The following is a 24,481-nucleotide window of genomic DNA, read 5'->3' as shown; positions in this document are numbered from 1 at the left end:
CAGAATATGAAATTTGGAAACCCGATCGCCAGGGCGCTTGTCGCTCTGGCACTCGCGGCGCCGGCGACCGGCCTGATCGCCACCACGCCGGTCGCGATGGCGCAGGATGCGCCGGCGCAGCATCAACGCGTCGTTCCGCTGGAGGGCGGCCAGAATTTCCGCGACCTTGGCGGCTATGAAACGCAGGACGGGCGGACAGTGAAGTGGGGTATGCTCTATCGCTCGGGGGCGATGGACAAGCTCACTTCGTCCGACTTCGCTGAGCTGCGCCGTCGCGGCATCGTCGTTGTCAGCGATTTCCGCGACAATCGCGAGCGGACCAAGGCGCCGGTCGCCTGGCCGGAAGAGGGTGCGCCGCGCGTCCACAGCAAGGACTATGCGATGGATATGGGGCCGATCGTCGGCATGCTGACCGGCCCCGACGTGACCGGCGAGAAGGCGCGCGAAGCCTTCGCCGAAACCTATGCCGAACTGCCCTATCAGTTTGCCGACCAGTATAAGCTGATGTTCGCCGAACTGCTGGCGGGCAATGCGCCGCTGGCGTTCAACTGTTCGGCGGGCAAGGACCGTACGGGTGTCGCGGCGGCGCTGCTGCTGACGGCGCTGGGCGTCCCGCGCGAGACGGTGTTCGAGGATTATCTGCTGTCGAATCAGTATTTCAAACCCGCGGACCTGTCCGGTCAGGACGGCCCCGAAGCGGCATTTTATCGCAGCCTGCCGGAGGAAGTGATTCAGGCGCTGATGGGTGTCGAACGCGACTATCTCGAAGCGAGCTTCGCGGGAATCGAGGCGCGTTCGGGTAGTGTCGAGGGCTATTTCGAGCAGGAGCTGGGCCTGACCCCGACAGACATTCAGAAGCTGCGCGACCTCTATACAGAATAGGCGAAAGTCCGGGCGGGTTCGAAGGGCCCGCCCGTGATCGGCGCTATTGCGCGGACAGGATCATGGCCGCCGCCTTTTCGGCGATCATGATCACCGGTGCATTGGTGTTGCCGGACGTGATGGTGGGCATGATCGACGCGTCGACGACGCGCAGGCCGCCGATGCCATGCACGCGCAGCTCGGGATCGACCACCGCACGCGCTCCCGTGCCCATCGCGGCGGTGCCGACCGGATGGAAGATGGTGGTCGAGATATCGCCGACGCTTGCGGCGATCTCTTCGTCCGTCTGCATCGCCGGGCCGGGGCGGAATTCCTCCGGGCGGTAACGGGCGAGAGCGGGCTGTGCGGCGATCGCGCGCGTTACCTTCACGGCTTCGACCGCCACGCGGACGTCTTCGGCTTCGGAGAGATAATTGGGTCGGATGCGCGGCGGCAGCAACGGGTCGGCGCTGTCGATGGTGATGGTGCCCCGGCTTTGCGGGCGCAGATTGCACACGCTGGCGGTGAAGGCGGGGAAGGGGTCGAGCGCGCCGCCGAACGCCGCGAGGCTGAGCGGCTGAACGTGATACTCCAGATTGGGCGTCGCGAACCGTCCGTGCGAGCGGACGAACATGCCGAGCTGGCTCGGCGCCATCGCCATCGGTCCCGTGCGGCGCGCGAGATATTCGAGGCCGATCAGTCCCTTGCCGACCCAGTTCGCCGCGCGGCCGTTGAGCGTCGGCACGCCGTGTACCTTGTAGGCGCAGCGTATCTGGAGATGATCCTGGAGATTCTCGCCAACGCCCGGCAAGTGATGGACCGAGCCGATGCCGAGGCTCGCGAGCCGTTCGCTATCGCCGATGCCCGAACGTTGCAGGATGGCGGGGGAGTTGACCGCACCCGCCGCGAGGATCGTCTCGCCCTTCGCGCGCGCTTCCCACAGCCGCTTGCCGACGCGCAGCCGCACGCCCGTTGCGCGCTTGCCGTCGAAAGTGACGGCTTCGACCACGCCGTTGGTCTGGACGCGCAGATTGGATCGGCGGAGGGCAGGGCGGAGGAAGGCGTCGACGGTGCTCCAGCGAAATCCCTTGCGCTGCGTCACGTCGAAGAAGGATGAGCCTTCATTGTCGCCGGTGTTGAAGTCTGCGATTTTGGGGACGCCATATTGTTCGGCGGCGGCGCGGAACGCTTCGAGGATCTGCCAGCGCAGCCGCTGCTGCTCGATCCGCAACTCACCGCCCGCGCCATGATGCTCGTCGGCGCCGCGATAATGATCCTCGGACTTGCGGAAAAAGGGGAGGACGTCGTTCCAGCTCCAGCCGCTGTTTCCGGCCTGCGCCCAGCCGTCATAATCGGCAGCCTGTCCGCGCATGTAGATCATGCCGTTGATCGACGAACAGCCGCCAAGCACCCGCCCGCGGGGATAGTTGAGCGCGCGGCCGTTGAGCCCCGCATCGGGCTCGGTCTTCATGCACCAGTCGGTGCGCGGATTGCCCATGCAATAGAGATAGCCGACCGGGATGCGGATCCAGTGATAATTGTCGCGCCCGCCCGCTTCGATCAGCAGCACGCGGTTGCGCGGGTCCTCGCTCAGCCGGTTGGCGAGCACGCAGCCGGCGCTGCCGCCCCCGACGACGATATAGTCATAGCTGCCGAAATCCCCGGCCGGTTCGCTCATGGTCCTGCACCCGCTCCGTTTTCCCCTCTGCCGGGTTCGCGACGCGAATGCCAGTCTTGCGGACGGGTATCGCGGGTGCGTGCTATTCGAGTCCGGTGAAGACGAAGCGCTGGATGCGCCGCCCGGTGCCGACTTCGCTGGTATAGACATTGCCTTCGCTGTCGACATCGACGCTGTGCAGCCAGAAGAACTGGCCCGGATAGCGGCCAACCCGTCCGAAGCTGCCGATCACTTCATGCGTTTCGCGCAGCAGGATCCAGACCTTCGCGTTCATCATGTCGGCGACATAGAGATAGGCGCCGTCGGGCGAGAAGGCGACGTCCGAAGCGGTACGCAGGCCGCCGGTCTCGGGGGCGATCACCACGTCGCGGACAAATTCGATGCCGTCGCCGGTTTCGCGGAAGAGCTGGAGCCGATTGTTGCGGCGATCGCAGACATAGATTTCATCGTCCGGCCCGCGCACCACGCAATGGACGATGTCACCGAAGCTGGTCGATTCGGGATTGGCGCCGCCGTCGCCGGTGCTGGTCGCTTGGCTCTGATCGAACGTTCCTTCGCGCACCGGCGCGTCGGGCGTCCCGCCATAGGCGCCCCAGGCGCGCAGATAGTCGAGCGTTTCGGCGTCGAACGCCGCGATGCGCTTGTTGATATAGCCGTCCGCCACCAGCACGCTTGCGCCGTTGTCGGCGATATCCGCGGGGTTCCCGAGCAGCGCTTCGCTGTCATTGCCGCCGGTCGCTTCGCGGCGGCCGATCTGGCGGAGGAATGTGCCGTCGCTGGTGAAATTGAGCGCGACATGGTCGCCATCGCCATTGCCGGCGATCCAGACGGTCATGTCGTTATCGATATAGATGCCGTGGACATTGGCGGGCCATTGATTGATGCCGTCGATCGTCGGTGCGTGTTCGGGTCCGCCCCAGCTCGCCACCAGATTGCCCGTCGCATCGAACCGCAGGACATGCGCCGCCGGGCGGCAGCAGGATACGGCGGTCGGCGGCTCCTGCGCCAGTCCGGCTTCGAGCGGAGTCAGCGAATTGGGGCGGTGGATCACCCAGATATGGTCCTCGCGATCTACCGCGATGCCGGGCATCTGACCCAGGATCACGTCATCGGGCAGCTTCGGCCAGCCGACATCCGCGCGAAAGGTCGGGATCGGCACATCCTCACGGAATCGCTCGCTGACAACCGGGATTTCGGGGTCGGCCGAGGCGGCGGGGGCGAAGATCGCGGTGCTTGCCGCGACCAGCATGGCGAACAGGCGCATTGCGGTCTCCGTCTGCTGTCGTTGTCTGCACTGTCCGGCAGGAAAGCTTCCGGCGCAAGCCCGGGCGCCTTCAGAAGACCGGCAGATCGGGGTCGTTGTCGTCGACCGGCGTATGGATGCCGCACTCGGTCTTGTCCCAGCCGCGCCAGCGGCCCGCACGCGGGTCTTCGCCCGGCTTCACCTTGCTGGTGCACGGCGCGCAGCCGATCGAGGGATAGCCCTGCGCCACCAGCGGATGGCGTGGCAGGTCATGCGCCTCGAAATAGGCTTCGAGATCGTCCCTGGTCCAGGTCGCGAGTGGATTGACCTTCAGGCGGTCGCCATCGAGCTCAAAGCGCGGCAGCGCGTTGCGCGTCGATGCCTGAAACGCCTTGCGCCCGGTGAAGCTCGCGTCGAACGGCGCGAGCCCCTTTTCGAGCGGAACCACCTTGCGGATTTCGCAGCAGCCGTCGGGATCATAGGACCAGCGCAGCCCGGTCTCGTCCTTCTTGGTGAGTACGTCGGCATCGGGCTCGAGATTGCGGAAGTCGGTGAGGCCCAGTCGTGCGACCAGCGTGTCGCGATAGGCGAGTGTTTCGGGGAAATGCTTGCCGGTATCCAGGAACAGCACCGGCACCGACGGATCGACCGATGCGATCAGATGCAGCAGCACCGCCGATTCCGCGCCGAAGGACGATACGACCGCAGCGTCGCCGAGCATCGCATCGCCGATCACCGCGCGCAGCATCTCTTCGGTATCGCGGCCGCGGAACATGTTGTTGAGGCGCACCGCGTCGCTCTCGGTCCAGCGAGGGCCGGGATCGATACGGTCGATGACGCGGCGAGCGGATTCAGCCATGACGCAATTCCCAGACGGGCATCCGGCCATCGGCCGCGCCCTGATAGACGTGATCGTAGCGGTCGAGCGCGCGCGTCAGCACGGCTTCGTCCACCGGCCTGTCGGGCGCGAAACTGTCGAAGCCGCAGCGGCGCATATATGGGATCTGGTCGACCAGCACGTCGCCCTGTGCACGCAATTCGCCGGTATAACCTTCTTCCCGCAGGATACGCGCCGCCGAATAGCCGCGGCCATCACGGAATTTGGGGAAGCTCACTTCGACGAGCTGGAGACGGTCGAGATAGGGGAGTAGCGCGCGCGCATCCTCGCCGGTTTCGAGCCGGACCGCCGTTGCGTTGCTCTGATCGAGAAATGCGTCGAGAGTCACCGCTGGTTCTTCGTGCGGCTCATCGTTGCGAAAGCGCAGCGCGTTGTCGACCACGCCTTCGGTGGTGAATGCGTCAACCATAAAGCGCCTCCTTGAACGGATCCATGCCGACGCGGCGGTAAGTGTCGACGAAGCGTTCGCCTTCGCTGCGCTGGGCGAGATAGACGTCGGTGACTTTCTCCACTGCGTTGACGATCCCGTCCTCATCGAAACCGGGGCCGGTGATCTTTGCGAGGCTGACATCCTCCGCACCCGATCCGCCGAGCAGCAGCTGATAATTCTCGGTGCCTTTCCGATCGACGCCCAGAATACCGATATGGCCGGCATGGTGATGCCCGCAGGCATTGATGCATCCAGAAATCTTGAGCTTGAGTTCGCCCAGTTCGCGCTGACGGCCGATATCGGCGAAGCGGGTCGCGATCTTCTGCGCCACCGGGATCGATCGGGCATTGGCAAGGCTGCAATAATCGAGGCCAGGGCAGGCGATGATATCGCTGATCATGTCGAGATTGGCTTCGCCGAGCCCCGCTTCATGCAGCTTTTGCCACAGCGCGTAGAGATCGGCCTTCCTGACATGCGGCAGCACGATATTCTGGCTGTGCGTGACGCGCAGTTCGTCGAAGCTATATTGCTCGGCAAGGTCGGCCATCAGGTCGATCTGGTCGGCCGAAGCATCACCCGGAATACCGCCGATCGGCTTGAGGCTGATCGTAACCGAGGCATAGCCGGGCTGCTTGTGCGCCTTCACATTGGCGTCGACCCACAGTGCGAAATCGGGATCGCTGCGGTCAATTTCCTCGGGAGCGTTCGCATCGAACGCCGGATCGGCGAAATAGGCCGCGATGCGTTCCAGCTCGGCGCGCGGCGGATCCATGCCGAGCGTCTTCACATGCGCGAATTCCTCGTCGACCTGGCGGCGATATTCGTCGGCGCCGATCTCGTGGACGAGGATCTTGATCCGCGCCTTGTACATATTGTCGCGCCGGCCATAGCGGTTGTAGACGCGCAGGCACGCCTCGAGATAGCTCAGCAGGTCTTCATAGGGCACGAAGTCCTTGATTTCGGGCGCGATCATCGGCGTGCGGCCCATGCCGCCGCCGACGAAGATACGCGCGCCGACAACGCCGTCTTTCTCGACCAGCTGGATGCCGATATCGTGCAGCCGCATCGCCGCGCGGTCTTCCTCGCTGGCGATCACCGCGATCTTGAACTTGCGCGGCAAGTAGCTGAATTCGGGGTGGAAGCTCGACCATTGCCGGAGCAGCTCCGCCCAGGGGCGCGGATCGGCGATTTCGTCGGCGGCGGCGCCGGCGAACTGGTCCGAACTGATGTTGCGGATGCAATTGCCGCTGGTCTGGATGGCATGCATTTCGACCGTCGCGAGATCGGCGAGAATGTCTCCGCAATCCTCCAGCTTGATCCAGTTATACTGGATGTTCTGGCGCGTGGTGAAATGGCCGTATCCGCGATCATATTTGCGCGCGATATGGCCGAGCATCCGCATCTGGCGCCCGTCGAGCGTGCCATAGGGAATGGCGACGCGCAGCATATAGGCGTGAAGCTGGAGATAGAGGCCGTTCATCAGCCGCAGCGGCTTGAACTGATCCTCTGTGATCTCGCCCTTCAGCCGCCGTTCGCACTGGTCGCGGAATTCGGCGACGCGCGCTTCGACGAGTGATTGGTCATATTGGTCGTATTTGTACATGCATCAAATTCCGTTTGCTTCGAGCGCAGGTTCGAGCTTGTCGAGAACCGAAGTCGAGACGTCCGGTATCGAGGGTTCTCGACGGACGCTTCTCGGCCGGGCTCGAAGCTGCTCGAACCGAACGGAGGGGAGGGCGCGACTCATATCACCCAGCTTCCGGCATTGGGGTCGGCAGGTTTGAGCGAGAGATCGAGCCGCACCGTGGGGCCGAGCGCGCGGACGCGCTCCTTGATATGTGCGGGGCGGGGGCCGGTGTCGGATGCTACTGCGTCGATCACATAGGGGCCGTTCACCCGGCGCGCGGCTTCCTCGGTCGCGGCAAGCGTCTCGCCCTTGTCGCCGACATCTACGGCGTCCTCGACATGGCGCGACCAGTCGCCGCCTGCCCACCAGATCACGTCGCCGGTTTTCAAGTCGTTTCCGGTGAGAAGCTTCATGCAAATGTCTCCGCCGCGGCCGCCCAGGCCGCAAGTTTATCCTGTGCGTTCGCCAGCTGCGCGACTTCGCCGACGACGATAACGGCGGGGCTCCGTACGCCCTCGCGCGCCATCATGTCGCCGAGATCGGTGAGCAGCGTCCGCAGTGCGCGCGATCCGGGCAGCGTGCCGCGTTCGAGCACCGCCACCGGCATTTCCGGTGCAACGCCGTCGCCGATCAGCTTTTCCGCGATCGCCGCGCCGGTGGCTACGCCCATATAGATGACGAGCGTGCGCCCCTTGCCCGCGAGGCCCGACCAGTCCTGATCGGACAGCCCCTTGCACTGGCCCGCGACGAAGCTGACCGCGCTTGACCAGTCGCGATGGGTGAGGGGAAGCTGTACCTCGGCCGCACAGCCGATCGCGGCGGACACGCCGGGGATGACTTCGACGGCAATACCTGCGGCGCGCAGTGCTTCGACTTCCTCGCCGCCGCGCCCGAAGACAAACGGATCGCCGCCCTTCACGCGGACGACGGTGGCGCCGGTGCGCGCCTGTTCGACCAGCAGCGCGTTGATGCCTTCCTGCGGCAGCGTATGCCGTGCGCGCTTCTTGGCAACCGAGATGCGCGTGGCGGTATCAGGAGCCATGTCGAGCACGCGGGGGTCGACCAGCCCGTCATGGACGAGCACATCGGCCGCCGCGAGCGCCTTTGCCGCACGCAGGGTCAGCAGCTCGGGATCGCCCGGCCCGGCGCCCACCAATACTACTCGGCCGGCGGCCTGTTCATCATGAGCTTCGCGCGCATTTTTCATGGCGCCGACATGACGTCGCGAGCCCCGGGCTGCAATCGACGGTTGCTTGGGGCGTTGCTAGCGCAGCTATCGGCCGGCGCAGCGAGCGCGCTTTACCGCGAACATCGCGATGTCGGCCGCGTCGATCAGCTGGCTGTCCGAACGGGGATCGTCGGGCCTTACGGTGACGAACCCGAAGCTTCCGCCCATCTGCCATCCCGGCGAAACCTGGATCGATTCAATCGCGGCTTCGAAATGCGCGACGCGCTGTACGGCGGCGTCGGGGCCGCAGTCCTGCAGGATGAGCAGGAACTCGTCGCCGCCGATCCGGGCGAACAGATCACCTGCCCGCAAAAGGCCGCCCAAGGCCTCGGTCGCCGCCTTCAGGCATGCGTCGCCGCGGGCGTGTCCCAGCGCGTCGTTGACTTGTTTGAAACGGTCCAGGTCGAGATAGACCAGGGCGAACGGCGCTTCGTCCCGAAAGGCGCCGAGGCGCGTTTCGCGCAGGCGATCCGCCAGCCCACGCCGGTTGAGCAGGCCGGTGAGCGGATCGCGGGTCGCTTCGGTTCGAGCCCGGCGAACTTCCGAGATATCCTCGATCACCGAGATGAAATAATCGGGCTGGCCTTCCTCGTCGCGCATCAGCGCGACGGTAAGGTTCACCCAGACGACATCGCCGTCTGGGCGCACATAGCGTTTGGCCATGCAATAGCGATCGCGTTCGCCCGTCAACAGCGCCTCGACATTGTCGAGATCGGTCCCCAGGTCGTCGGGGTGGGTGATCTGCGGGAAGCCGTGCTTCAACAACGCTTCGCGGCTGTGCCCCGTGATTTTCGCGAACTGGTCGTTCACCGCCAGAAAATCGCCGTTGGGCGCAACATGGGCGATCCCGATCGGCGCGTTGTGGAAAGTAGCTTCGAAGCGACATTCGGCGCTGGAGCGAACCGTCGCCAGTGTTCGTACGGGCGTAGGTTGGGGAACAGCGGGTTCGTACATGCGGATTTTGCTAAATGCGATGGGTAAACACCGTGCTAACCCGGAGGTTGATCCTGGTTAGGCGTCGCGCAGTCCGAGGCCGATCGAGGCCCGCGCCTGCTCGCTCTCCGAACTCACCACCGGATAGGCGCAATAGTCGGCGGCATAGAATGCAGTCGGCCGATGATTGCCCGACCAGCCGATCCCGCCGAACGGCGCTGCCGAGGACGCGCCGTTGGTCGGCCGGTTCCAGTTCACGATTCCGGCGCGGATATTCGCCCAGAACTGATCGTAGAGTTTCGGGTCCTGGCTCACCAGGCTGGCCGAAAGGCCGTAGCGGGTGTTGTTGGCTTCGGCGATCGCGTCGGAGAATTGCTCGGCGCGATAGACCTGCAGGATCGGACCGAACAGCTCGACATCGGGTTTGTCGTTCGCTTCGGTCATATCGATCAGCCCGGGCGTGAGGAACGGGCGACCCTCGATCGGCCGTTCCATATGGCGGAGCGGGCGGCCGCCGCGCGTCGACAGCGCCAGAAAGCTCTCGGTCAGCATGTCGGCGGTGTCGTTGTCGATCACCGGACCCATGAAGGGCGCCGGGTCGGCATGCGGCTCGGCAATGATCAGCCGGCCGATCAGCTTGTTGACTTCACCGATCAGCGGTTCGAACAGCTTCTGCTCCACGATCAGCCGTCGCGCCGAAGTGCAGCGCTGCCCTGCGGTGGTGAACGCGCTTTGCACCACCAGCACCGCCGCCGAATAGAGGTCGGGAGTCGACCAGACGATGATTGGGTTGTTGCCACCCATTTCGAGCGCGAGGATCTTTTCGGGGCGCGTCGCGAACTGGCGGTTGAGCGAGATGCCGGTATTCGCCGATCCGGTGAAGAGCAGTCCATCGATATCGGGGTGTGCCGCCAGCGCCTTGCCCTGTTCGCCGGCGCCCACGAGCAGGCGGACGCAGCCTTCCGGCACTCCGGCGGCATGATAGCATTCCACCAGAAACGCGCCCGAGGCCGGAGTCTTTTCCGATGGCTTGAAGACGATTGCATTGCCCGCCAGCAACGCCGGAACGATGTGACCGTTGGGCAGATGCACCGGCAGGTTGAAGGGCCCCAGCACCGCCAGCACGCCGTGCGGTTTGTGCCGCAGCGCCAACCGCGTGTTCATCGGCGCTTCGATCCGCCGCTGGCCGGTTCGTTCCGAATAGGCCGTGACCGAAAGATCGACCTTGTTGATGACGCTTTCGACTTCGTTGCGCGCTTCCCAGAGCGGCTTGCCGGTTTCGCGTGCGATCAGATCGGTAAGCGCGTCCGATTTGGCACGAACAACATTGGCGAAGCGGCGCAGGGTTTCGATGCGATAGGCAAGCGGGCGCGCGGCCCATTCGGCCCAGCTTTCGCGGGCGCGCGCCACTTCCGCATCGACATCTCCGATGCTGTGGCGCCACAGCACGGCGCCGGTGGCGGGCTCGGTGGAGACAATTTCGGTTCCGGCCATTCGCGTTCTTTGTCTTGGGCTCCCGAAGGTCGCCCGCTCTTGCACGAAAAATTTCGCCCGCGCCACTCCCCGGGGATCGGGAACTTACCGGATGGCTTCACCCATCCGGCGGATCGCGGCGACCTTCGCTTCGAATGGCCGCCAGTCGTCGTCGGCGTCGATCGCCGACCAGATCGCCTCGACTTCGTCGATCAGCATCGCGCAGGGCTCGGTGTCGTTCCAATAGGGGTGGTCGCGCGGCTTTCGCGCCACATAGGGCGCGATCAATTCGCGCAATTCGGCAAAGGAATCGCCGTAGCCAGCAGGCGGTGTGCCGCCGAACCAGTCGAAGAAAAAGCGGTCGACCGGCGTATCGCTGGCACGAAGCGCCCGTTCCATAGCGGCGACCAATGCCGCATCCTCCTCCCCGTTCCTGGGAATGATCCCGAGCCGCCAGAACAGTGCCTCCGCCACTGCCGCCTGGTATCGCTCGCCGAAGGTTTCGAGGACGGCGATCAACGGCTCGGCTTCGCTTACCAGTCGCAGCGAGACTGCAAGCTGCATCGTGTCCCAGTGAATGGCTTCGGGCTGGCGACCAAAGGCATAGAGGCCGGTGCGGTCGAAATAGGCGGCAGTGAAATCCGGGTCCCAGGTCGGATTGAACCGCCAGGGCCCATAGTCGAAGCTTTCGCCCGTCACGTTGATATTGTCGCTGTTGAGCACCCCATGCACGAAGCCGGCTGCCATATAGCCGGCGGCCAATCGCGCCGTGCGGGTTACGACATGGTCGAGCAGCCGGGCAGCGCCGTCCTCGCTTGGCGTGTCGCCGTAGAGATGTTCGAGGACATAGGCGATCAGCCGCCGGATCGCGTCCTCCTCGCGAAAATAGGCGAGCCGTTGAAAGGCGCCGATGCGGATATGGCTGTGGCTCAGCCGCACGAGAACCGCCGAGCGGGTGGGGGAGGGTTCGTCGTTGCGCTGAAGCTGTTCGCCGGTTTCGATCAGCGAGAAGCTCTTCGAGGTATCGACGCCCAGCGCCTCCAGCATCTCGGTCGCAAGCACTTCGCGGACGCCGCCTTTCAGCGTGAGCCGCCCGTCGCCGAACCGGCTCCAGGGCGTCTGGCCCGAGCCTTTCGTTCCGAGATCGAGCAAACGGCCGTCGCCGTCGCGCAGCTGCGCGAACAGAAAGCCGCGACCATCGCCGATTTCGGGATTGTACACGCGGAACTGATGCCCGTGATAGCGCAAGGCAAGCGGGTCGGGCAGATTGTCGGGGAGCGGCTTGAAACGCCCGAAATGCGCAAGCCATTGGTCATCGGTAAGCTGGTCCAGGCCGACGCTCGCCGCCCAGCGCTGGTTGCGGAACCGCAATTTCGTCTCGGGAAAATCGGCGGCCGCCACGCTGTCGTAAAAGGGGTCGCCGAGCGAAAGGATCGCCGTGGCGGGGCGATAGCCGGAGGGGGCGGGAGACGCTTGCGGGAAAAAGGCCATGCGGCGATATGGGGAGCGATGTCCGATCGACGCAACCCGACACCGTATGAGGATGGCTTCTGGTGGTCCAAGGATGGATTGCGGTTGCATTACCGCGATTATCCCGGCGACGCCGCGCGGCCGCCCTTGCTGTGCATTCCGGGACTGACCCGCAATGTGCGCGATTATGTGAATTTTGCCGAGCGTTTCGCCGGCGACTGGCGGGTGATCGTCGTCGAGCTGCGCGGGCGCGGCGACAGCGCCTATGCCAAAGACCCGATGAACTATGTTCCGCTGACCTATCTCCAGGATATCGAAGCGTTGATCGACGCGTTGAAGCTCGATCGCTTCGTCGTCATCGGGACGTCGCTGGGGGGCATATTGGGCATGTTGCTTGCCGCGACCGGGCCGCAGCGGATCGTCGGGGCCTTGCTCAACGATGTCGGACCCGAGCTGAATCCGGCCGGACTGGCGCGAATTCGCGATTATGTCGGCAAGCCGATGTGGCACGACACCTGGGTTCACGCGGCGCGGTCGGTGGCCGAGGGTAACGGTGACGTCTATCCTGACTATGACATCCAGGACTGGCTGGCGATGGCGAAGCGGCTCTACAAGCTGACACCCGGCGGACGCATCGTTCTCGATTATGACATGCGCATCGCGGAGCCGTTCCGCGTGCCGGGTAACGAGGCGGGGCCCGATATGTGGAAGGCCTTTGACGCGCTGGCCGGAAAACCGGTGGCGGCGGTGCGCGGAGAACGGTCCGACATTCTCGGCGCGGAGGCGGCGGAGAAGATGGCCGATCGCCTAACCGAATGCGAACTGACCACGGTTCCGCGTGTCGGCCATGCGCCGACGCTGGACGAACCCGAATCGATCGCCGCGACCGAGCGCCTGCTCGCGCGCGTCGAACAGGCTGCGGAGGCGGTGTGATGTCGCCCTGGGTCGGCCTGGCAGTATTCGTGTTGGGCTGGGGCGGAATCTTCTGGTGGTGGCGCAGGTCGCGCAGGCGGCCCGATCCGTTTCCCGGTGCCAGCGCGATCGATGTCTGGCGCGCCGATTTCGAGCGCGAAAATCCCGTTTCAACGCCGTTCACCGATGGTGAAATCAGCGATTTCCTCGCCTGGAGCGAAACGTTGAAGCTGCCCGCGATCCGACTGACCCCTGTGGAGCGCCCGGTGCGTGCCGGCGGCACTCGTATCGGTGGCCCGGCATGGCTGGCCGAATGCGAGGAGTGGCCGCGCGACTCCTCGGGCACCCCGCTTGAATTTCTAGCGCAGCTCGATTTCGGTGACTTGCCGCAGCTGCCCGACTTTCCCGATGCCGGGTTGCTGCAGTTCTTTATAGGTCGCGACGATATGTTCGGCGTCGATCACGAGACGCCCGAGCGGGGCAAGGCGAAGCTGATCTGGCGACCCGTCCTCCCGGGCAACGGCGCACTGCTGTCGCCGCCGCCCATCGCCGGTGACGAATGCCTGAGCGACTTCACGCCCTATCACGACGAGGTAGTGCGCGCCATCGGTATGACTCTCTCCGGCCAGATCCGTGAAAGCTGGCCCGAAAGCCATGACTGGCGGATTCGCGAACGGCTGGAAGGGCAGCTTCGCCGCCCCGGAATCGACCGGATCGAGGATATGCTCGTCGCCGAAGCGCGGCTGCCGGACCTGGCGCATCATGTCGGCGGTAACACGGCGTTCGTACAAGGCGATTTCCGCACCGCGGGACGTTTCGCCGACTATCGCGTGCTGCTGCGGCTTTCGTCTGAAACCGGCCTGATGTGGGGCGATGTCGGCGAGGCGGCGTTCCTGATTTCGCAGCGGGACCTGCTCGCGCGCCGGTTCGATCGCGTGATCTTCTATTGGGACTGTGGCTGACGAAGCGCGCAAATGACGCTAAGCGCCCCGGTCATGGCGACGATCCACATCCTCCATCTCCATTCGACCTTTGCGCCCGGCGGCAAGGAACTGCGCGCGGTGCAGCTGATGAATGCGTTCGGCGACAAGGCGCGGCACACCATTGCCTCCGCCATGCCGGACCAGCTTGGCGCGCGCGAGCGGATCGCGTCCGGCGTGAAATACGAGATCGCCCAGAATCCGCCGCCGCTGACCGGCAAACCTTCGATCCGGCGCTATGAAGCGATCGCCAATTATATGCGGCGATTCGATCTGGTGCTTACCTACAACTGGGGCGCGATCGACGGCGTGATGGCGGCGCGGGTTTTCGGCAGGGGGCTGCCGCCCGTTGTCCATCACGAGGACGGATTCAACGCCGATGAAGCGGCGCGACTCAATCCCGTTCGCAACATGTATCGCCGGATCGCGCTTCCTGCGGCCAATGCGCTCGTAGTGCCCTCGAAGCGGCTCGAGAAGATCGCGCAAACTGCCTGGAAACAGCCTGCCGAGCGAATCGTGCGTATTCCCAACGGGATCGAAACGGCTCGTTTCGCCGGCCAGCCCAACCCGGAGGCGCTTCCGGGATTCGAGAGAAAGCCCGGCGAGACAGTGATCGGTACGGTTGCGGGGCTGCGCGAAGTGAAGGACCTGCCGATGCTGGTCCGCGCTGTGGGCGGCCTTTCGCAGCGTGTTCGGCTGGTGATCGTCGGCGAAGGCCCCGAACGGCAGGCCATTCTCGACGCGGCGGAGGCAATGGGGCTCGAAAACAAGCTGCTGCTGCCGGGATTCGTGCCTGATCCCTGGCGCTATATGGGCCTTTTCGACATTTTCGCGCTGTCTTCGAAGAGCGAGCAATTCCCGATCTCTGTGGTTGAGGCAATGGCGGCCGGTCTGCCGATCTGCGCGCCGCCCGCGGGCGACGTCCCGCTGATGGTGGCGCCTGAAAACGCCAATTATATTGGCCCCGACTGGTCCGAAGTCGATTTGCGCAACCGGCTTGAAGTGCTGGTCAAGCATCCGCACGAGCGCGAGCGGGTGGGCGCGGCGAACCGTGCGAAGGCGCGGAGCGAATATGACGACAAGCGAATGATCCGCGCCTATGCCGAACTGTATGAATCGGCGATGGGTCGCAAGGGTCTGCTGAGCGCCTGACGACGCAACAGGCCGGACAGGCACAGGTGCCCGAGAGGAGAGAAGCGTGACCGATCATATCGAGGCGAAAGTTACCGACAGCGTGCTGACGCTGGTACTCAATCGGCCGGACAAGAAGAATGCACTGACCGACGCGATGTACGGCACATTGGCCAACGAGCTGTTCGCCGCGCAGGAGGACGCGGATATTCGCGTGATCGTGATCCGCGGCGAAGGCGACATGTTCTGTTCGGGCAACGACATCGCCGATTTCGTCGCGGCGGGTGGCGGCGATATCGGGGAGCGTGGTGTCGGGCGGTTTCTCCATGCGCTGGCCGACAATATGAAGCCGCTGATCGCGGCGGTGCACGGCAAGGCGGTCGGCGTCGGCCTGACCATGCTGCTTCATTGCGATCAGGTGGTGCTTTCCGAGGATGCCGAGCTGGTCGCGCCTTTCGTAAATCTCGCGCTGGTACCCGAAGCGGGGTCGAGCCTGTTGTTGCCCGAGCGGATCGGTCATGCCCGCGCCTATCGCGTCTTTGCGCTGGGCGAGCCGATCGGAGCCGCCGATGCGCTGGCATGGGGGCTCGCCAACGAAATCGTCGCGCGCGACAGGCTGACGGACGCCGCGAACGCACTGGCGCAGCGACTTGCGAAGCAGCCGCTCGGCGCGCTGATCGCTACGAAGCGGCTGATGCGCGATCCCGACGCGATCCGGCAGCGCGTGGACATCGAGAGCCGCGTGTTCGGCGAGCGGCTGAAAACGCCCGAGGCGCAGGAGGCCTTTGCGGCCTTTTCGCAGCGGCGCGCCCCGGATTTCACCAGTTTCGGCTGATCGGGCGTGGATGCCGTTATCGCAAAGCGCGCATTGCTGCCCTTTCCGGGGCAATCGGTGCCGAATATCCAGATCGCAGCAAAGCTGTCCCGCACGCTTACCGATCTGCTCGAGATCGAATATTCGGTGACCGGAAAGGTGGAAGCGCTGCGTGTCGCGGAACTGGCGGTTCCCGAACGGCGTGACGCGTTGTGGCGCACGACATGCTTCGAAGCGTTCGTCCGGCCCGGGCGCGCAAAGCACTATCGCGAATATAATTTCGCGCCGAGCCGCAACTACGCCATCTATGATTTCGAACGGTATCGCGAGGGAATGGCTGTCGCCGATTCGGCAGTGCCTCCGCGCATTTTCGTCGACAGCGACAGCGATCGCCTGTCGGTGACCGCTATGGTCGACCCGGGCGACTGGTGGGTGGCGGGAAGCCGCTGGGGACTCAGCGCCGTGATAGAGGATCGCGACGGCGGCATTTCGCACTGGGCGCTCGCCCATCCGAGCGAAAAGCCCGATTTTCACGATCCGAGTTGCTTTGCGCTGCAACTCCCGGCACCCAAGCGTTCATGAAATTCGGCATCGACCGGCTGCTCGCCGACCCGCAACTTCGCAAACCGCTCGAGGGCAAACGCGTCGCGCTGCTCGCGCATCCCGCCTCCGTCACGGAAAATCTGACGCACAGCCTTGATGCGCTGGTGGCGACCGGGCTCAACGTCTCGGCGGTGTTCGGCCCGCAGCACGGCGTACGCGGCGACCTTCAGGACAATATGATGGAGTCGCCCGACTTCACCGACCCGATCTACGGGATGCCGGTCTTCAGCCTGTACGGCGAAGTGCGCCGCCCGACCGGACAATCGATGCACACGTTCGACACGGTCCTGATCGATCTGCAGGATCTGGGCTGCCGCATCTACACTTATGTCACGACATTGCTCTATATGATCGAGGCAGCGGCGCAGCACGGCAAGTCGGTCTGGGTGCTCGATCGCCCAAATCCGGCGGGGCGTCCGGTGGAGGGACTGACGCTGCTGCCGGGCTGGGAAAGCTTCGTCGGCGCCGGGCCGATGCCGATGCGGCACGGCATGACGCTCGGCGAGCTCGGAGCCTGGTTTATCGATCACTATGGGCTCGACCTCGACTATCAGGTGATCGAAATGGAAGGTTGGGAGCCCGATGTCGCGCCCGGTTGCGGATGGCCGCCCGAGCGCATCTGGATCAATCCCAGCCCCAACGCTCCCAACGTCAACATGGCGCGCGCCTATGCCGGTACGGTGATGCTGGAAGGGACGATGCTGTCGGAGGGGCGGGGGACGACCCGGCCGCTCGAACTGTTCGGCGCGCCGGACATCGACGCGCGGGCAGTGATCGCGGAAATGCGGCGAATCGCGCCGGAATGGCTGGCGGGATGCACGTTGCGCGACATGTGGTTTCAACCGACCTTCCACAAGCATGAAGGCAAATTGTGCAGCGGCGTCTTCATCCACGCCGAAGGCGCCGGATACGGCCATGAAGTTTTCCGCCCGTGGCGGCTGCAGGCGGCCGGGTTCCGCGCGGTGCGCACGCTCTATCCCGATTTCGAACTGTGGCGCGATTTTCCCTATGAATATGTCTTCGACAAGCTGGCGATCGACGTGATTAACGGTGGGCCGGGATTGCGCGAATGGGTTGACGATTCCGGCGCCGCGCCGGGCGAGCTCGATGCGCTGGCCAGCACCGATGAAGCTGCATGGATCGCCGCGCGGCAGCCGTTTCTGCGCTATTGAGCGGAGCGCGACCGCGCGGATTGCGTGGCGCGTCCGAACCTCCTAGAGCCCCGGACATGCTGGCGGGCCTGATTTTCGCCACCGAGGATGCAGAAGACCGGTCGGGTACGCTCGCCGCGACGCTGCCGTTCGGCGGCATGACGCTTCTCGAATATCAAGTGCGGCTGCTGATCGGTGCCGGCGCCGGCCAGATCATGGTGGCCGTCGCGCGCGTGACGCCTGCGCTGCTCGGCGCGGTGGCACGCGCGGGCAAGCGCGGCGTTCCGGTCGATATCGTCCGATCGGCCGAGGAGGCCGCGCTCAAGGCGCATCCGCTTTCGCGCGTGCTGGTGCTTGCCGACAGCCTGGTCACGACCGATCCGGTAATGGACCGTATGGCCGCGGAAGGGGCGGAGGCGCTGCTGGTGACCACCGACCCCAATTCGCCCGCGGCGATCGAGCGGCTCGACATGCGCGATTGCTGGGCCGGTATCGCGCGCGTTCCTGCGCATCATCTGGGCGCCATCGCACGGATGCCCGACGATTGGGATTTCCAGTCGGCGCTGCTGCGTGCCGCGGTCGAGGCACGGGCGGAGCATGTTCAACTGACGCAGACGTGGGAACGCGGCGGCCATATGGTCGATCGCAGCGCCGAGCGACTCGCCTCGCGCAGCAATGCGGTGCTGGCCGCGCTGACCGAGCGGCGCACGACCTGGGCCGATCGCTGGATTTTCACGCGCCTCGCCCGGCTGGTGCTGCCGAAACTCGTCGAGCGGAACATCCCCGCGATCGCTCTTGCTGCGCTGGGCAGCCTGTTCGGTATCGGCGGGCTCGCCGCGATGGCATTCGATGTCGACGGGGGAGGCCTGGTCGCCGCCCTGCTGGCGACTGCGCTGTTCGCCACCGGCGGCGCGATGGCGGCGCTGCGCGGCGAGGACAGGCGAGCCGATCTGTTCGAGGGACTGATCGGGTTTCTGGCCGCTGCCGCCGTGCTGATCGCCGGGTGGCGCGAATCGGTGAGCGAATGGACCGCGACGGGGGCCGTTCTGGCCGTCGCCGCGGTATTGCTCCATGCCCTGTCCGAACGCAGCGGCGCGCGCCATCGGCGATGGTGGGGCAGCCCTTCGGCCTATCTTCTGATCCTCACGCCCTTCGCCTTTGCCGACTGGCTTGCGACCGGCCTTGGCGTAATCGCGACATATTCCTTCGTGACGCTCGTTGCCGCAGTTGAGACGACTCGAGAAAAGGCTTAGTCTCCTTTTAAGGACACTTCCGCTATTCGAGGAACATGTCGGACAACCCCGTCGACATGCGCGATGGCGCCACCATCGGCGCCAACAAGCTGCTCGCGCGTGCGGCGGCTGAGGAAATGCGCGCTTTTCGAACATTGATGGTGGCGGTGGACGATTTTTTCCTTCCCGAGGAATCGCGACTCGACGAACGCACCCGTTCGGCGCTCACGGTGTTGTTGCGCGGGCTTGTCGAAACGGTTGAAAGTGAAGTGCGCGCGCACGCGGTTCGCCTGCTTTCCAGCCGGAATCAGCCGGATATTGCCGGCGCGCTCGGCGCCGAGGCACCGCCGGTCATGGCGCGGCTGATGGCTTCCGGGCTGCTCCGCGATTCGGAGCTGATGGCGGAACTCATGGCGCGGGTGCGGCAGGAGTTGCTGGGTGCGGCACTGCCGATGCAGGCCCCCGACGACCCCGAGCGCCCGAGTCTGATCAATCGTTATGTCCAGCATCCCGATCGCGTGCTCGCGGCGGGCGCAATGGATGTGATGATTGCCGAAAGTCGTCGTCGGGGCAGTCCCGAAACGGGACAATTGTCGCAGACCGATTTGCCGGCCGAGCTCCATCACAAGCTGGTCTGGTGGGTCGCCGCAGCGCTGCGTGAGCGCACAGTGAAAACGGCCAACGGCGCGATCGTCGCACTCGACCAGGCGCTTACCGAGGCAGCGCAGCGCAGTCTCGCCGCCTATGACGAAGGCGACCGGCTCGAGGCGGCCGCGCTGCGCTTTGCCTCTGCGGTCGACGCCCAGCCCGCGGAATTGCCGCAATTGCTGGTGGAATCGCTTGGGGATCGGCGGATCGTCTTGTTCACTGCCTTTCTCGGTCACGCGCTCGGCATCGGCTATTCGCCCGCCCGCGAAATGGTGCTCGATCCGGGTGGCGAGCGGCTATGGGTGGCGTTGCGCGCGCTTGATTGTTCGCGCGATGCGATTGCGCAGATCGGCTATGCGTTCTGCGAAAGCGACCCGCGGCGCGACCTCGAGGCACTCGCTGACCGTCTCGACGAAATCTGTACCATCCCTCCGGCGGAGGCGCGCGAAGCGCTTGCGCCGTTGCGTCTGCATCCCGATTATCGTGCTGCGCTTTTGGCGCTGGAACGCTCGGGAGGGGAGGGATGAACGCGATCGATCCATCGCTCCCGGTAGCGATCGGCAGGGTCGACAAGGACGGCCGCCTGATCGACGCCGAAGCGCGGCTCGCCGAACTTAACGAACGCGCCGGCGGCGGCCCCGGTTCGGCGCTCGCCGTACCGCAGGTCGCGACGATTGCGCGGCTGGCGCAGCGGCTCGGGATCGCGATTTCACGCAACATCATCGCCGCCGATGGCGAGGATGATCTCGAACTCTGGGTGCGCGCCGAACCCGAAGAGAATGGCGTGCGTCTGGAAGTCAGCGGCTGGCGGCCGCGGGCGGCTTGGCGTGCACCCGCACCGGAGCCCGAGCGTGCGCGCGATTTCTTCCGCTCGGCGGCCGACTGGCTGTGGGAAACCGATGCGTCGCTCCGCATTACCTATCTCTCGATCGAGGCAGGCGCCCGCTACGGGTTTGAATCGAGTACGATGCTGGGCCAACCGCTTACCCGGTTGTTTGCGCTGGCCGAGGATGACGCGGGCGAGCTTCCCATTTTGGGCGCAGTGGCGGCACAGCGCCGTTTCGACGGCCAGAAAGCGGAGCTGCGGGGCACCGGTCGCATGGTGCGGCTCGATGCCACGCCGCGTACTGATCCGGCGGGGCGTTTCGCGGGGTTTGTCGGCGCGGCGCATATGCTCGAATCGCCTCCGGTGGCGCCCAAGGTCGATGCTCCGGTGCCCGTCGCGCCTTCGTTCGGCGGGTTCCCCGATAGCTTCAGCCAGCGGCTCGACCGCGCATTGCGGGGGCCGCTGGGCAAGATCATCGCCAATGCCGATTCTATCAGCGCCCGAACCGAAGGCGAGTTGAAGGACGACTATGCCGAATATGCCAGCGATATCGCTAATGCCGGGCGGCATCTGCTTGGCCTGATTGACGATCTGGTCGATCTGCAGGCGATCGAACGCGACGATTTCAGCACGGAAGCCGAACCGCTCGATCTGGCCGATGCCGCACGGCGCGCGGCGGGGCTGCTCGCGGTGCGCGCATCACAGGCCGACGTGCGGATCGACAAGCCCGCCCCCGACGAGCATGTGCCGGTGACCGGCGAGTATCGCCGTGCGCTGCAGGTACTGGTCAATCTGATCGGCAATGCGGTTCGCTATTCGCCGCCCGGATCGATGGTGTGGATCCGAATGGAACGCGAAGGCGATATGGGCTGCGTGATCGTCGCCGATCAGGGCAAGGGAATTGCCGAGGAAGACCAAGCGAAGATCTTCGAGAAGTTCGGTCGCGTCGATCCCAGCGAACCGGGCGGCAGCGGGCTCGGCCTTTATATCGCGCGCCGGCTCGCACGGGCGATGGGCGGGGACCTGACCGTGGACAGCGCGCCGGGAATGGGCGCGCGGTTCGTGTTCACGCTGCCGTGGCGGGATAGCTGAGCGGCTGCGTCTGCGATTCCAAACACAGCCTAAACCAAACTGTTAGAGCCAACAAAGAGCCAAAACCGTTGGTGCTGAGCTTGTCGAAGCACCGCTCTGGCCTTCTTCCAATGTAGCAAAGAAGAAGGACGGCCCTTCGACAAGCCCAGGGTCAACGGAAGTGATTTGGGCAAATGGCGCCCCAACGTAGGCGCGGGACTATTCGGCGTCGGTCGCCCGCGCTTCCTTCTCGGCCTTTTTCCGCGCCTTTTCCTCGGCCCTTGTCGGAACCAGGCGCGCGCCACCGATTAGGATCAGGCTAAGCACGGCAAGGATCGCGCCATTGGTGATCCATTGGCCGTCGTCGATCATGAAGCTGTCGGCAGGCGCGCGGAGGATACCCGCGCCCTGCAGCATGAATACCACGCCTGCCAACACACCGATGATCCCGGCAAAGATCAGAATATTCTGTCGCATGACGAACTCCTCGCTTCGCCGGGCAGGGTTCAGCGGATCAGCGCTGGCTAACCGGAATATAGTCGCGCTGCGTCGGCCCGGTATAGAGCTGCCGCGGGCGGCCGATTTTCTGGGCGGGGTCCGAAATCATCTCGTTCCACTGCGCGACCCAGCCGACGGTGCGGGCGAGCGCGAAGAGCACCGTGAACATCTCGGTCGGGAAACCAATCGCCGACAGGATGACGCCCGAATAGAAGTCGACGTTCGGGAACAGCTTCTTCTCGACGAAATAATCGTCGTTCAGGGCGATTTCCTCCAGCTTCAGCGCCGTTTCGAACACCGGATCGGTGACGTTGAGCGCTTCGAACACTTCGCGCACCGTTTGCTGCATCACCGTCGCGCGGGGATCGTAATTCTTGTAGACGCGGTGGCCGAAGCCCATCAGGCGGAACGGATCGTCTTTGTTCTTGGCGCGGGCGATATATTCGGGGATGCGCTCCGGGCGGCCGATTTCGCGCAGCATGTTGAGCGCGGCTTCGTTCGCGCCGCCATGCGCCGGGCCCCACAGACAGGCGATGCCGGCCGCGATGCACGCGAACGGATTGGCGCCTGACGAACCGGCCAGACGCACGGTCGAGGTCGACGCGTTCTGTTCATGGTCGGCATGGAGGATGAAGATCCGGTCCATCGCCTTTTCGACCGCCGGATTCACTTCATAGGGCTCTGCCGGCACGCCGAAGGTCATGCGCAGGAAATTGCCCGTATAGCTCAGCGAATTGTCCGGGTAGAGGAACGGCTGTCCAATCGCGTATTTATACGCCATCGCCGCGATCGTCGGCATCTTGGCGATCAGCCGGTGGCTGGCAACCATGCGCTGATACGGATCGGTGATGTCGGTCGAATCATGATAGAATGCCGAAAGCGCGCCGACCGCGCCGCACATGATCGCCATCGGATGTGCGTCGCGACGGAAACCGCGGAAGAAGGTCGCGAGCTGCTCGTGCAGCATGGTGTGGCGGCTGATCGTCCAGGTGAATTTGCCCAGCTCGTCCTGCGAAGGCAGTTCGCCGTTGAGCAGCAGATAGGCGACTTCCATGAAGCTCGACTGTTCGGCGAGCTGGCCGATCGGATAGCCGCGGTGAAGCAGCACGCCTTCATCGCCGTCGATATAGGTGAGGCCGCTTTCGCAGCTCGCCGTTGACGTGAAGCCGGGGTCGTAGGTGAACATGCCCGTGCTTGCGTAGAGCTTGCGGATGTCGACCACATCGGGGCCGACGCTGCCGTTCAGCACCGGATATTCGGTTTCATTCCCACCCGCAGAGAGCTTCGCGGTCTCGGTCATGCATACATCCTTTCGTTCAACCTTCGGCCGGGGCGGACATCTGATCAGCGAGTCGTCCCAGGCTTTCCTCACGGCCAAGCAGTACTAGGACATCGAAGATGCCGGGCGATGTACGCCGCCCGGTAAGCGCGGCGCGCAGCGGCTGAGCAACCGCGCCCAGCTTCACTCCGGCATCTTCGGCGACCTGACGTACCGCCGTTTCGAGAACCTCCGTATCCCAGGAAGCAGCGGCGTCAAGCGCCGCGTGTACCCGGGCCAGCAAAGTAGGCGCATCGCCCTTTAGCAGAGCCGTCGCCGCTTCGTCCAATTCCAGTGGGCGCTTGCGAAAAAGGAACATGGCGCCTTCAGCAAGTTCCAGCAGATTGGCTGCCCGCACCTTGAGCACCGCCATGCCGCGCCGCAGCAAATCCAGGTCCGAATCCGAGGGCGCGAAGGGGAGCCGCTCCGCCACCAGATCCGCGAGGCGGGAATCATCGGCCTCGCGAATATAATGACCGTTCAGGTTCTCCAGCTTCTTCAAATCGAACCGTGCTGGTGATCTGCCGACGCCTTCGAGCGTGAACCATTCGACTGCCTGCTCGCGACTGATGATCTCCGCGTCGCCATGACCCCAGCCGAGGCGGAGCAGATAGTTGGAGACTGCTTCAGGCAGCAGCCCGAGTTCGTCGCGATACGCATCGACCCCGAGCGCACCGTGGCGTTTCGACAGCTTCGCACCGTCCGCGCCGTGGATCAGCGGCACATGGGCATAGACCGGATCGGTCCAGCCGCCTTCGATCGCCCGCATCGCCCGATAGATGGGAAGCTGGCGAAAGGCATTGTTCAGATGATCGTCGCCGCGAATAACGTGCGTCACACCCATATCATTGTCGTCAACCACCACCGCAAGCATGTAGGTCGGCGTGCCGTCCGAACGGAGCAGCACGAAATCGTCGATTTCGCTGTTCTGCACGGTGACGTCGCCCTGCACCTGATCGGCGATGGTGACGGCGCCTTCGCGCGGCGCCTTAAGCCGGACCACGAACGGCTTGTCGCCGCCTTCGGCCGGATCGCGGTCGCGCCAGCGGCCGTCATAGCGGATGGGCTTGCCCGCCGCGCGCTGGCTTTCGCGCAGCTCGGCAAGCTCTTCGGCGGTCGCGAAGCATTTATAGGCGTGACCGGCGGCGAGCAGCTTATGCGCCACTTCGGCGTGGCGGGCCTGGCGCGAGAACTGGAACACGGGTTCCTCGTCGCTTTCGAGCCCAAGCCAGCGCAGCCCGTCGAAAATCGCTTCGATCGCCGCATCGGTCGAGCGGGCGCGATCGGTGTCTTCGATACGCAGCAGGAATTTGCCGCCGTGATGGCGGGCAAAGAGATAATTGAACAGCGCGGTACGCGCGCCGCCGATATGCAGGAACCCGGTGGGCGAAGGGGCAAATCGAGTCACCACCTCGCCCGGCGTCCCGCCGGTTTCAGACCTTGCGCCCAACCGCGC

At 64.7% G+C, this 24,481-nt stretch carries 23 protein-coding genes; 10 read left to right on the top strand and 13 right to left on the bottom strand.

Features of this window, described 5'->3' with window-relative positions; all coding sequences use genetic code 11:
- Nucleotides 1–6 precede the first annotated feature (6 nt).
- A complete protein-coding gene (locus tag G5C33_RS12180) occupies nucleotides 7–882 on the top strand; it encodes a tyrosine-protein phosphatase (RefSeq protein ID WP_165327461.1) in 876 nt (291 codons plus the stop codon).
- 43 nt (nucleotides 883–925) lie between these two features.
- On the opposite strand, the gene G5C33_RS12175 is transcribed toward G5C33_RS12180, so the two are convergent.
- The 10 genes from G5C33_RS12175 to G5C33_RS12130 form a co-directional block, all read right to left on the bottom strand.
- Nucleotides 926–2,539: a GMC family oxidoreductase gene (locus G5C33_RS12175; protein ID WP_165327460.1), complete on the bottom strand. Its 1,614-nt coding sequence runs from the start codon at nucleotides 2,537–2,539 to the stop codon at nucleotides 926–928.
- Nucleotides 2,540–2,621: 82 nt separating this feature from the next.
- Nucleotides 2,622–3,803, bottom strand: coding sequence for an NHL repeat-containing protein (locus G5C33_RS12170; protein WP_165327459.1), 1,182 nt, complete (start codon nucleotides 3,801–3,803; stop codon nucleotides 2,622–2,624).
- 70 nt (nucleotides 3,804–3,873) lie between these two features.
- Nucleotides 3,874–4,641 carry a phosphoadenylyl-sulfate reductase gene (locus G5C33_RS12165; RefSeq protein WP_165327458.1) on the bottom strand — a complete coding sequence of 256 codons (768 nt, stop codon included), beginning with the start codon at nucleotides 4,639–4,641 and terminating at the stop codon, nucleotides 3,874–3,876.
- Nucleotides 4,634–5,089 carry a DUF934 domain-containing protein gene (locus G5C33_RS12160; protein WP_165327457.1) on the bottom strand — a complete coding sequence of 152 codons (456 nt, stop codon included), beginning with the start codon at nucleotides 5,087–5,089 and terminating at the stop codon, nucleotides 4,634–4,636. The genes G5C33_RS12165 and G5C33_RS12160 overlap by 8 nt, the downstream gene beginning before the upstream one ends.
- Nucleotides 5,082–6,713 carry a nitrite/sulfite reductase gene (locus G5C33_RS12155; protein WP_165327456.1) on the bottom strand — a complete coding sequence of 544 codons (1,632 nt, stop codon included), beginning with the start codon at nucleotides 6,711–6,713 and terminating at the stop codon, nucleotides 5,082–5,084. Before G5C33_RS12155 ends, G5C33_RS12160 begins: the two co-directional genes overlap by 8 nt.
- Before the next feature lie 140 nt (nucleotides 6,714–6,853).
- Nucleotides 6,854–7,150 carry a DUF2849 domain-containing protein gene (locus G5C33_RS12150; protein ID WP_165327455.1) on the bottom strand — a complete coding sequence of 99 codons (297 nt, stop codon included), beginning with the start codon at nucleotides 7,148–7,150 and terminating at the stop codon, nucleotides 6,854–6,856.
- Complete coding sequence (gene cobA / locus G5C33_RS12145) at nucleotides 7,147–7,944, bottom strand: uroporphyrinogen-III C-methyltransferase (RefSeq protein ID WP_165327454.1); 798 nt, start codon at nucleotides 7,942–7,944, stop codon at nucleotides 7,147–7,149. The genes G5C33_RS12150 and cobA overlap by 4 nt, the downstream gene beginning before the upstream one ends.
- A gap of 66 nt (nucleotides 7,945–8,010) precedes the next feature.
- Complete coding sequence (locus G5C33_RS12140; RefSeq protein WP_165327453.1) at nucleotides 8,011–8,919, bottom strand: GGDEF domain-containing protein; 909 nt, start codon at nucleotides 8,917–8,919, stop codon at nucleotides 8,011–8,013.
- A gap of 57 nt (nucleotides 8,920–8,976) precedes the next feature.
- Nucleotides 8,977–10,392, bottom strand: a complete 1,416-nt coding sequence (gene astD / locus G5C33_RS12135; RefSeq protein ID WP_165327452.1) for a succinylglutamate-semialdehyde dehydrogenase — start codon at nucleotides 10,390–10,392, stop codon at nucleotides 8,977–8,979.
- An 84-nt stretch (nucleotides 10,393–10,476) separates the two neighbouring features.
- Nucleotides 10,477–11,862 (bottom strand): protein adenylyltransferase SelO, encoded by a 1,386-nt coding sequence (locus G5C33_RS12130; protein ID WP_165327451.1) that lies wholly within the window; start codon nucleotides 11,860–11,862, stop codon nucleotides 10,477–10,479.
- A gap of 18 nt (nucleotides 11,863–11,880) precedes the next feature.
- On the opposite strand from G5C33_RS12130, the gene G5C33_RS12125 reads away from it, so the two are divergent.
- Genes G5C33_RS12125 through G5C33_RS12085 form a run of 9 tightly spaced genes read left to right on the top strand, consistent with a single transcriptional unit; the run spans nucleotide 11,881 to nucleotide 21,230 of the window.
- Nucleotides 11,881–12,774 carry an alpha/beta fold hydrolase gene (locus G5C33_RS12125; RefSeq protein WP_165327450.1) on the top strand — a complete coding sequence of 298 codons (894 nt, stop codon included), beginning with the start codon at nucleotides 11,881–11,883 and terminating at the stop codon, nucleotides 12,772–12,774.
- The gene (locus G5C33_RS12120; RefSeq protein WP_165327449.1) at nucleotides 12,774–13,715 is read left to right on the top strand and encodes a YwqG family protein; all 942 of its coding nucleotides are present in this window, start codon (nucleotides 12,774–12,776) and stop codon (nucleotides 13,713–13,715) included. The genes G5C33_RS12125 and G5C33_RS12120 overlap by 1 nt, the downstream gene beginning before the upstream one ends.
- A gap of 12 nt (nucleotides 13,716–13,727) precedes the next feature.
- Nucleotides 13,728–14,885 carry a glycosyltransferase family 4 protein gene (locus G5C33_RS12115; RefSeq protein ID WP_228275050.1) on the top strand — a complete coding sequence of 386 codons (1,158 nt, stop codon included), beginning with the start codon at nucleotides 13,728–13,730 and terminating at the stop codon, nucleotides 14,883–14,885.
- A gap of 46 nt (nucleotides 14,886–14,931) precedes the next feature.
- Nucleotides 14,932–15,699: an enoyl-CoA hydratase gene (locus G5C33_RS12110; protein WP_165327448.1), complete on the top strand. Its 768-nt coding sequence runs from the start codon at nucleotides 14,932–14,934 to the stop codon at nucleotides 15,697–15,699.
- Between the two features lie 6 nt (nucleotides 15,700–15,705).
- On the top strand, nucleotides 15,706–16,260 hold the full coding sequence (locus tag G5C33_RS12105; protein ID WP_165327447.1) for a DOMON-like domain-containing protein: 555 nt from the start codon (nucleotides 15,706–15,708) through the stop codon (nucleotides 16,258–16,260).
- Complete coding sequence (locus tag G5C33_RS12100) at nucleotides 16,257–17,453, top strand: exo-beta-N-acetylmuramidase NamZ family protein (protein ID WP_165327446.1); 1,197 nt, start codon at nucleotides 16,257–16,259, stop codon at nucleotides 17,451–17,453. The genes G5C33_RS12105 and G5C33_RS12100 overlap by 4 nt, the downstream gene beginning before the upstream one ends.
- 56 nt (nucleotides 17,454–17,509) lie before the next feature.
- Entirely contained in the window at nucleotides 17,510–18,685 is a 1,176-nt protein-coding gene (locus G5C33_RS12095; protein ID WP_165327445.1) for a hypothetical protein, read from the top strand.
- 35 nt (nucleotides 18,686–18,720) lie between these two features.
- The gene (locus G5C33_RS12090; RefSeq protein WP_165327444.1) at nucleotides 18,721–19,839 is read left to right on the top strand and encodes a DUF2336 domain-containing protein; all 1,119 of its coding nucleotides are present in this window, start codon (nucleotides 18,721–18,723) and stop codon (nucleotides 19,837–19,839) included.
- A complete protein-coding gene (locus G5C33_RS12085; RefSeq protein WP_165327443.1) occupies nucleotides 19,836–21,230 on the top strand; it encodes a PAS domain-containing sensor histidine kinase in 1,395 nt (464 codons plus the stop codon). Before G5C33_RS12090 ends, G5C33_RS12085 begins: the two co-directional genes overlap by 4 nt.
- A 198-nt stretch (nucleotides 21,231–21,428) precedes the next feature.
- Here the strand turns inward: G5C33_RS12085 and G5C33_RS12080 are convergent, their stop codons facing one another.
- The 3 genes from G5C33_RS12080 to gltX are packed head-to-tail and all read right to left on the bottom strand — an operon-like array spanning nucleotide 21,429 to nucleotide 24,433.
- The gene (locus tag G5C33_RS12080) at nucleotides 21,429–21,686 is read right to left on the bottom strand and encodes a hypothetical protein (RefSeq protein ID WP_165325328.1); all 258 of its coding nucleotides are present in this window, start codon (nucleotides 21,684–21,686) and stop codon (nucleotides 21,429–21,431) included.
- 37 nt (nucleotides 21,687–21,723) lie between these two features.
- Entirely contained in the window at nucleotides 21,724–23,007 is a 1,284-nt protein-coding gene (locus G5C33_RS12075; RefSeq protein ID WP_165327442.1) for a citrate synthase, read from the bottom strand.
- A 16-nt stretch (nucleotides 23,008–23,023) separates the two neighbouring features.
- A complete protein-coding gene (gene gltX, locus G5C33_RS12070; RefSeq protein WP_266095903.1) occupies nucleotides 23,024–24,433 on the bottom strand; it encodes a glutamate--tRNA ligase in 1,410 nt (469 codons plus the stop codon).
- Between the last annotated feature and the right edge of the window lie 48 nt (nucleotides 24,434–24,481).

Origin of the sequence: Sphingosinithalassobacter tenebrarum (assembly GCF_011057975.1) — a bacterium.
Classification (GTDB): Bacteria; Pseudomonadota; Alphaproteobacteria; order Sphingomonadales; family Sphingomonadaceae; genus Sphingomonas; species Sphingomonas tenebrarum.
This window is presented reverse-complemented; position numbering and strand designations above follow the sequence as displayed.

Excerpts from the sequence above, each read along its gene's own strand:
- G5C33_RS12095 (WP_165327445.1), top strand. The coding sequence starts at position 17,510 with ATGCTGGCGGGCCTGATTTTCGCCACCGAGGATGCAGAAGACCGGTCG.
- G5C33_RS12150 (WP_165327455.1), bottom strand. The coding sequence starts at position 7,150 with ATGAAGCTTCTCACCGGAAACGACTTGAAAACCGGCGACGTGATCTGG.
- G5C33_RS12155 (WP_165327456.1), bottom strand. The coding sequence starts at position 6,713 with ATGTACAAATACGACCAATATGACCAATCACTCGTCGAAGCGCGCGTC.
- G5C33_RS12130 (WP_165327451.1), bottom strand. The coding sequence starts at position 11,862 with ATGGCCTTTTTCCCGCAAGCGTCTCCCGCCCCCTCCGGCTATCGCCCC.
- G5C33_RS12160 (WP_165327457.1), bottom strand. The coding sequence starts at position 5,089 with ATGGTTGACGCATTCACCACCGAAGGCGTGGTCGACAACGCGCTGCGC.
- G5C33_RS12125 (WP_165327450.1), top strand. The coding sequence starts at position 11,881 with ATGTCCGATCGACGCAACCCGACACCGTATGAGGATGGCTTCTGGTGG.
- G5C33_RS12075 (WP_165327442.1), bottom strand. The coding sequence starts at position 23,007 with ATGACCGAGACCGCGAAGCTCTCTGCGGGTGGGAATGAAACCGAATAT.
- G5C33_RS12100 (WP_165327446.1), top strand. The coding sequence starts at position 16,257 with ATGAAATTCGGCATCGACCGGCTGCTCGCCGACCCGCAACTTCGCAAA.
- cobA (WP_165327454.1), bottom strand. The coding sequence starts at position 7,944 with ATGAAAAATGCGCGCGAAGCTCATGATGAACAGGCCGCCGGCCGAGTA.
- G5C33_RS12090 (WP_165327444.1), top strand. The coding sequence starts at position 18,721 with ATGTCGGACAACCCCGTCGACATGCGCGATGGCGCCACCATCGGCGCC.
- G5C33_RS12085 (WP_165327443.1), top strand. The coding sequence starts at position 19,836 with ATGAACGCGATCGATCCATCGCTCCCGGTAGCGATCGGCAGGGTCGAC.
- astD (WP_165327452.1), bottom strand. The coding sequence starts at position 10,392 with ATGGCCGGAACCGAAATTGTCTCCACCGAGCCCGCCACCGGCGCCGTG.
- G5C33_RS12080 (WP_165325328.1), bottom strand. The coding sequence starts at position 21,686 with ATGCGACAGAATATTCTGATCTTTGCCGGGATCATCGGTGTGTTGGCA.
- G5C33_RS12170 (WP_165327459.1), bottom strand. The coding sequence starts at position 3,803 with ATGCGCCTGTTCGCCATGCTGGTCGCGGCAAGCACCGCGATCTTCGCC.
- G5C33_RS12180 (WP_165327461.1), top strand. The coding sequence starts at position 7 with ATGAAATTTGGAAACCCGATCGCCAGGGCGCTTGTCGCTCTGGCACTC.
- G5C33_RS12120 (WP_165327449.1), top strand. The coding sequence starts at position 12,774 with ATGTCGCCCTGGGTCGGCCTGGCAGTATTCGTGTTGGGCTGGGGCGGA.
- G5C33_RS12165 (WP_165327458.1), bottom strand. The coding sequence starts at position 4,641 with ATGGCTGAATCCGCTCGCCGCGTCATCGACCGTATCGATCCCGGCCCT.
- G5C33_RS12175 (WP_165327460.1), bottom strand. The coding sequence starts at position 2,539 with ATGAGCGAACCGGCCGGGGATTTCGGCAGCTATGACTATATCGTCGTC.
- G5C33_RS12115 (WP_228275050.1), top strand. The coding sequence starts at position 13,728 with ATGACGCTAAGCGCCCCGGTCATGGCGACGATCCACATCCTCCATCTC.
- G5C33_RS12140 (WP_165327453.1), bottom strand. The coding sequence starts at position 8,919 with ATGTACGAACCCGCTGTTCCCCAACCTACGCCCGTACGAACACTGGCG.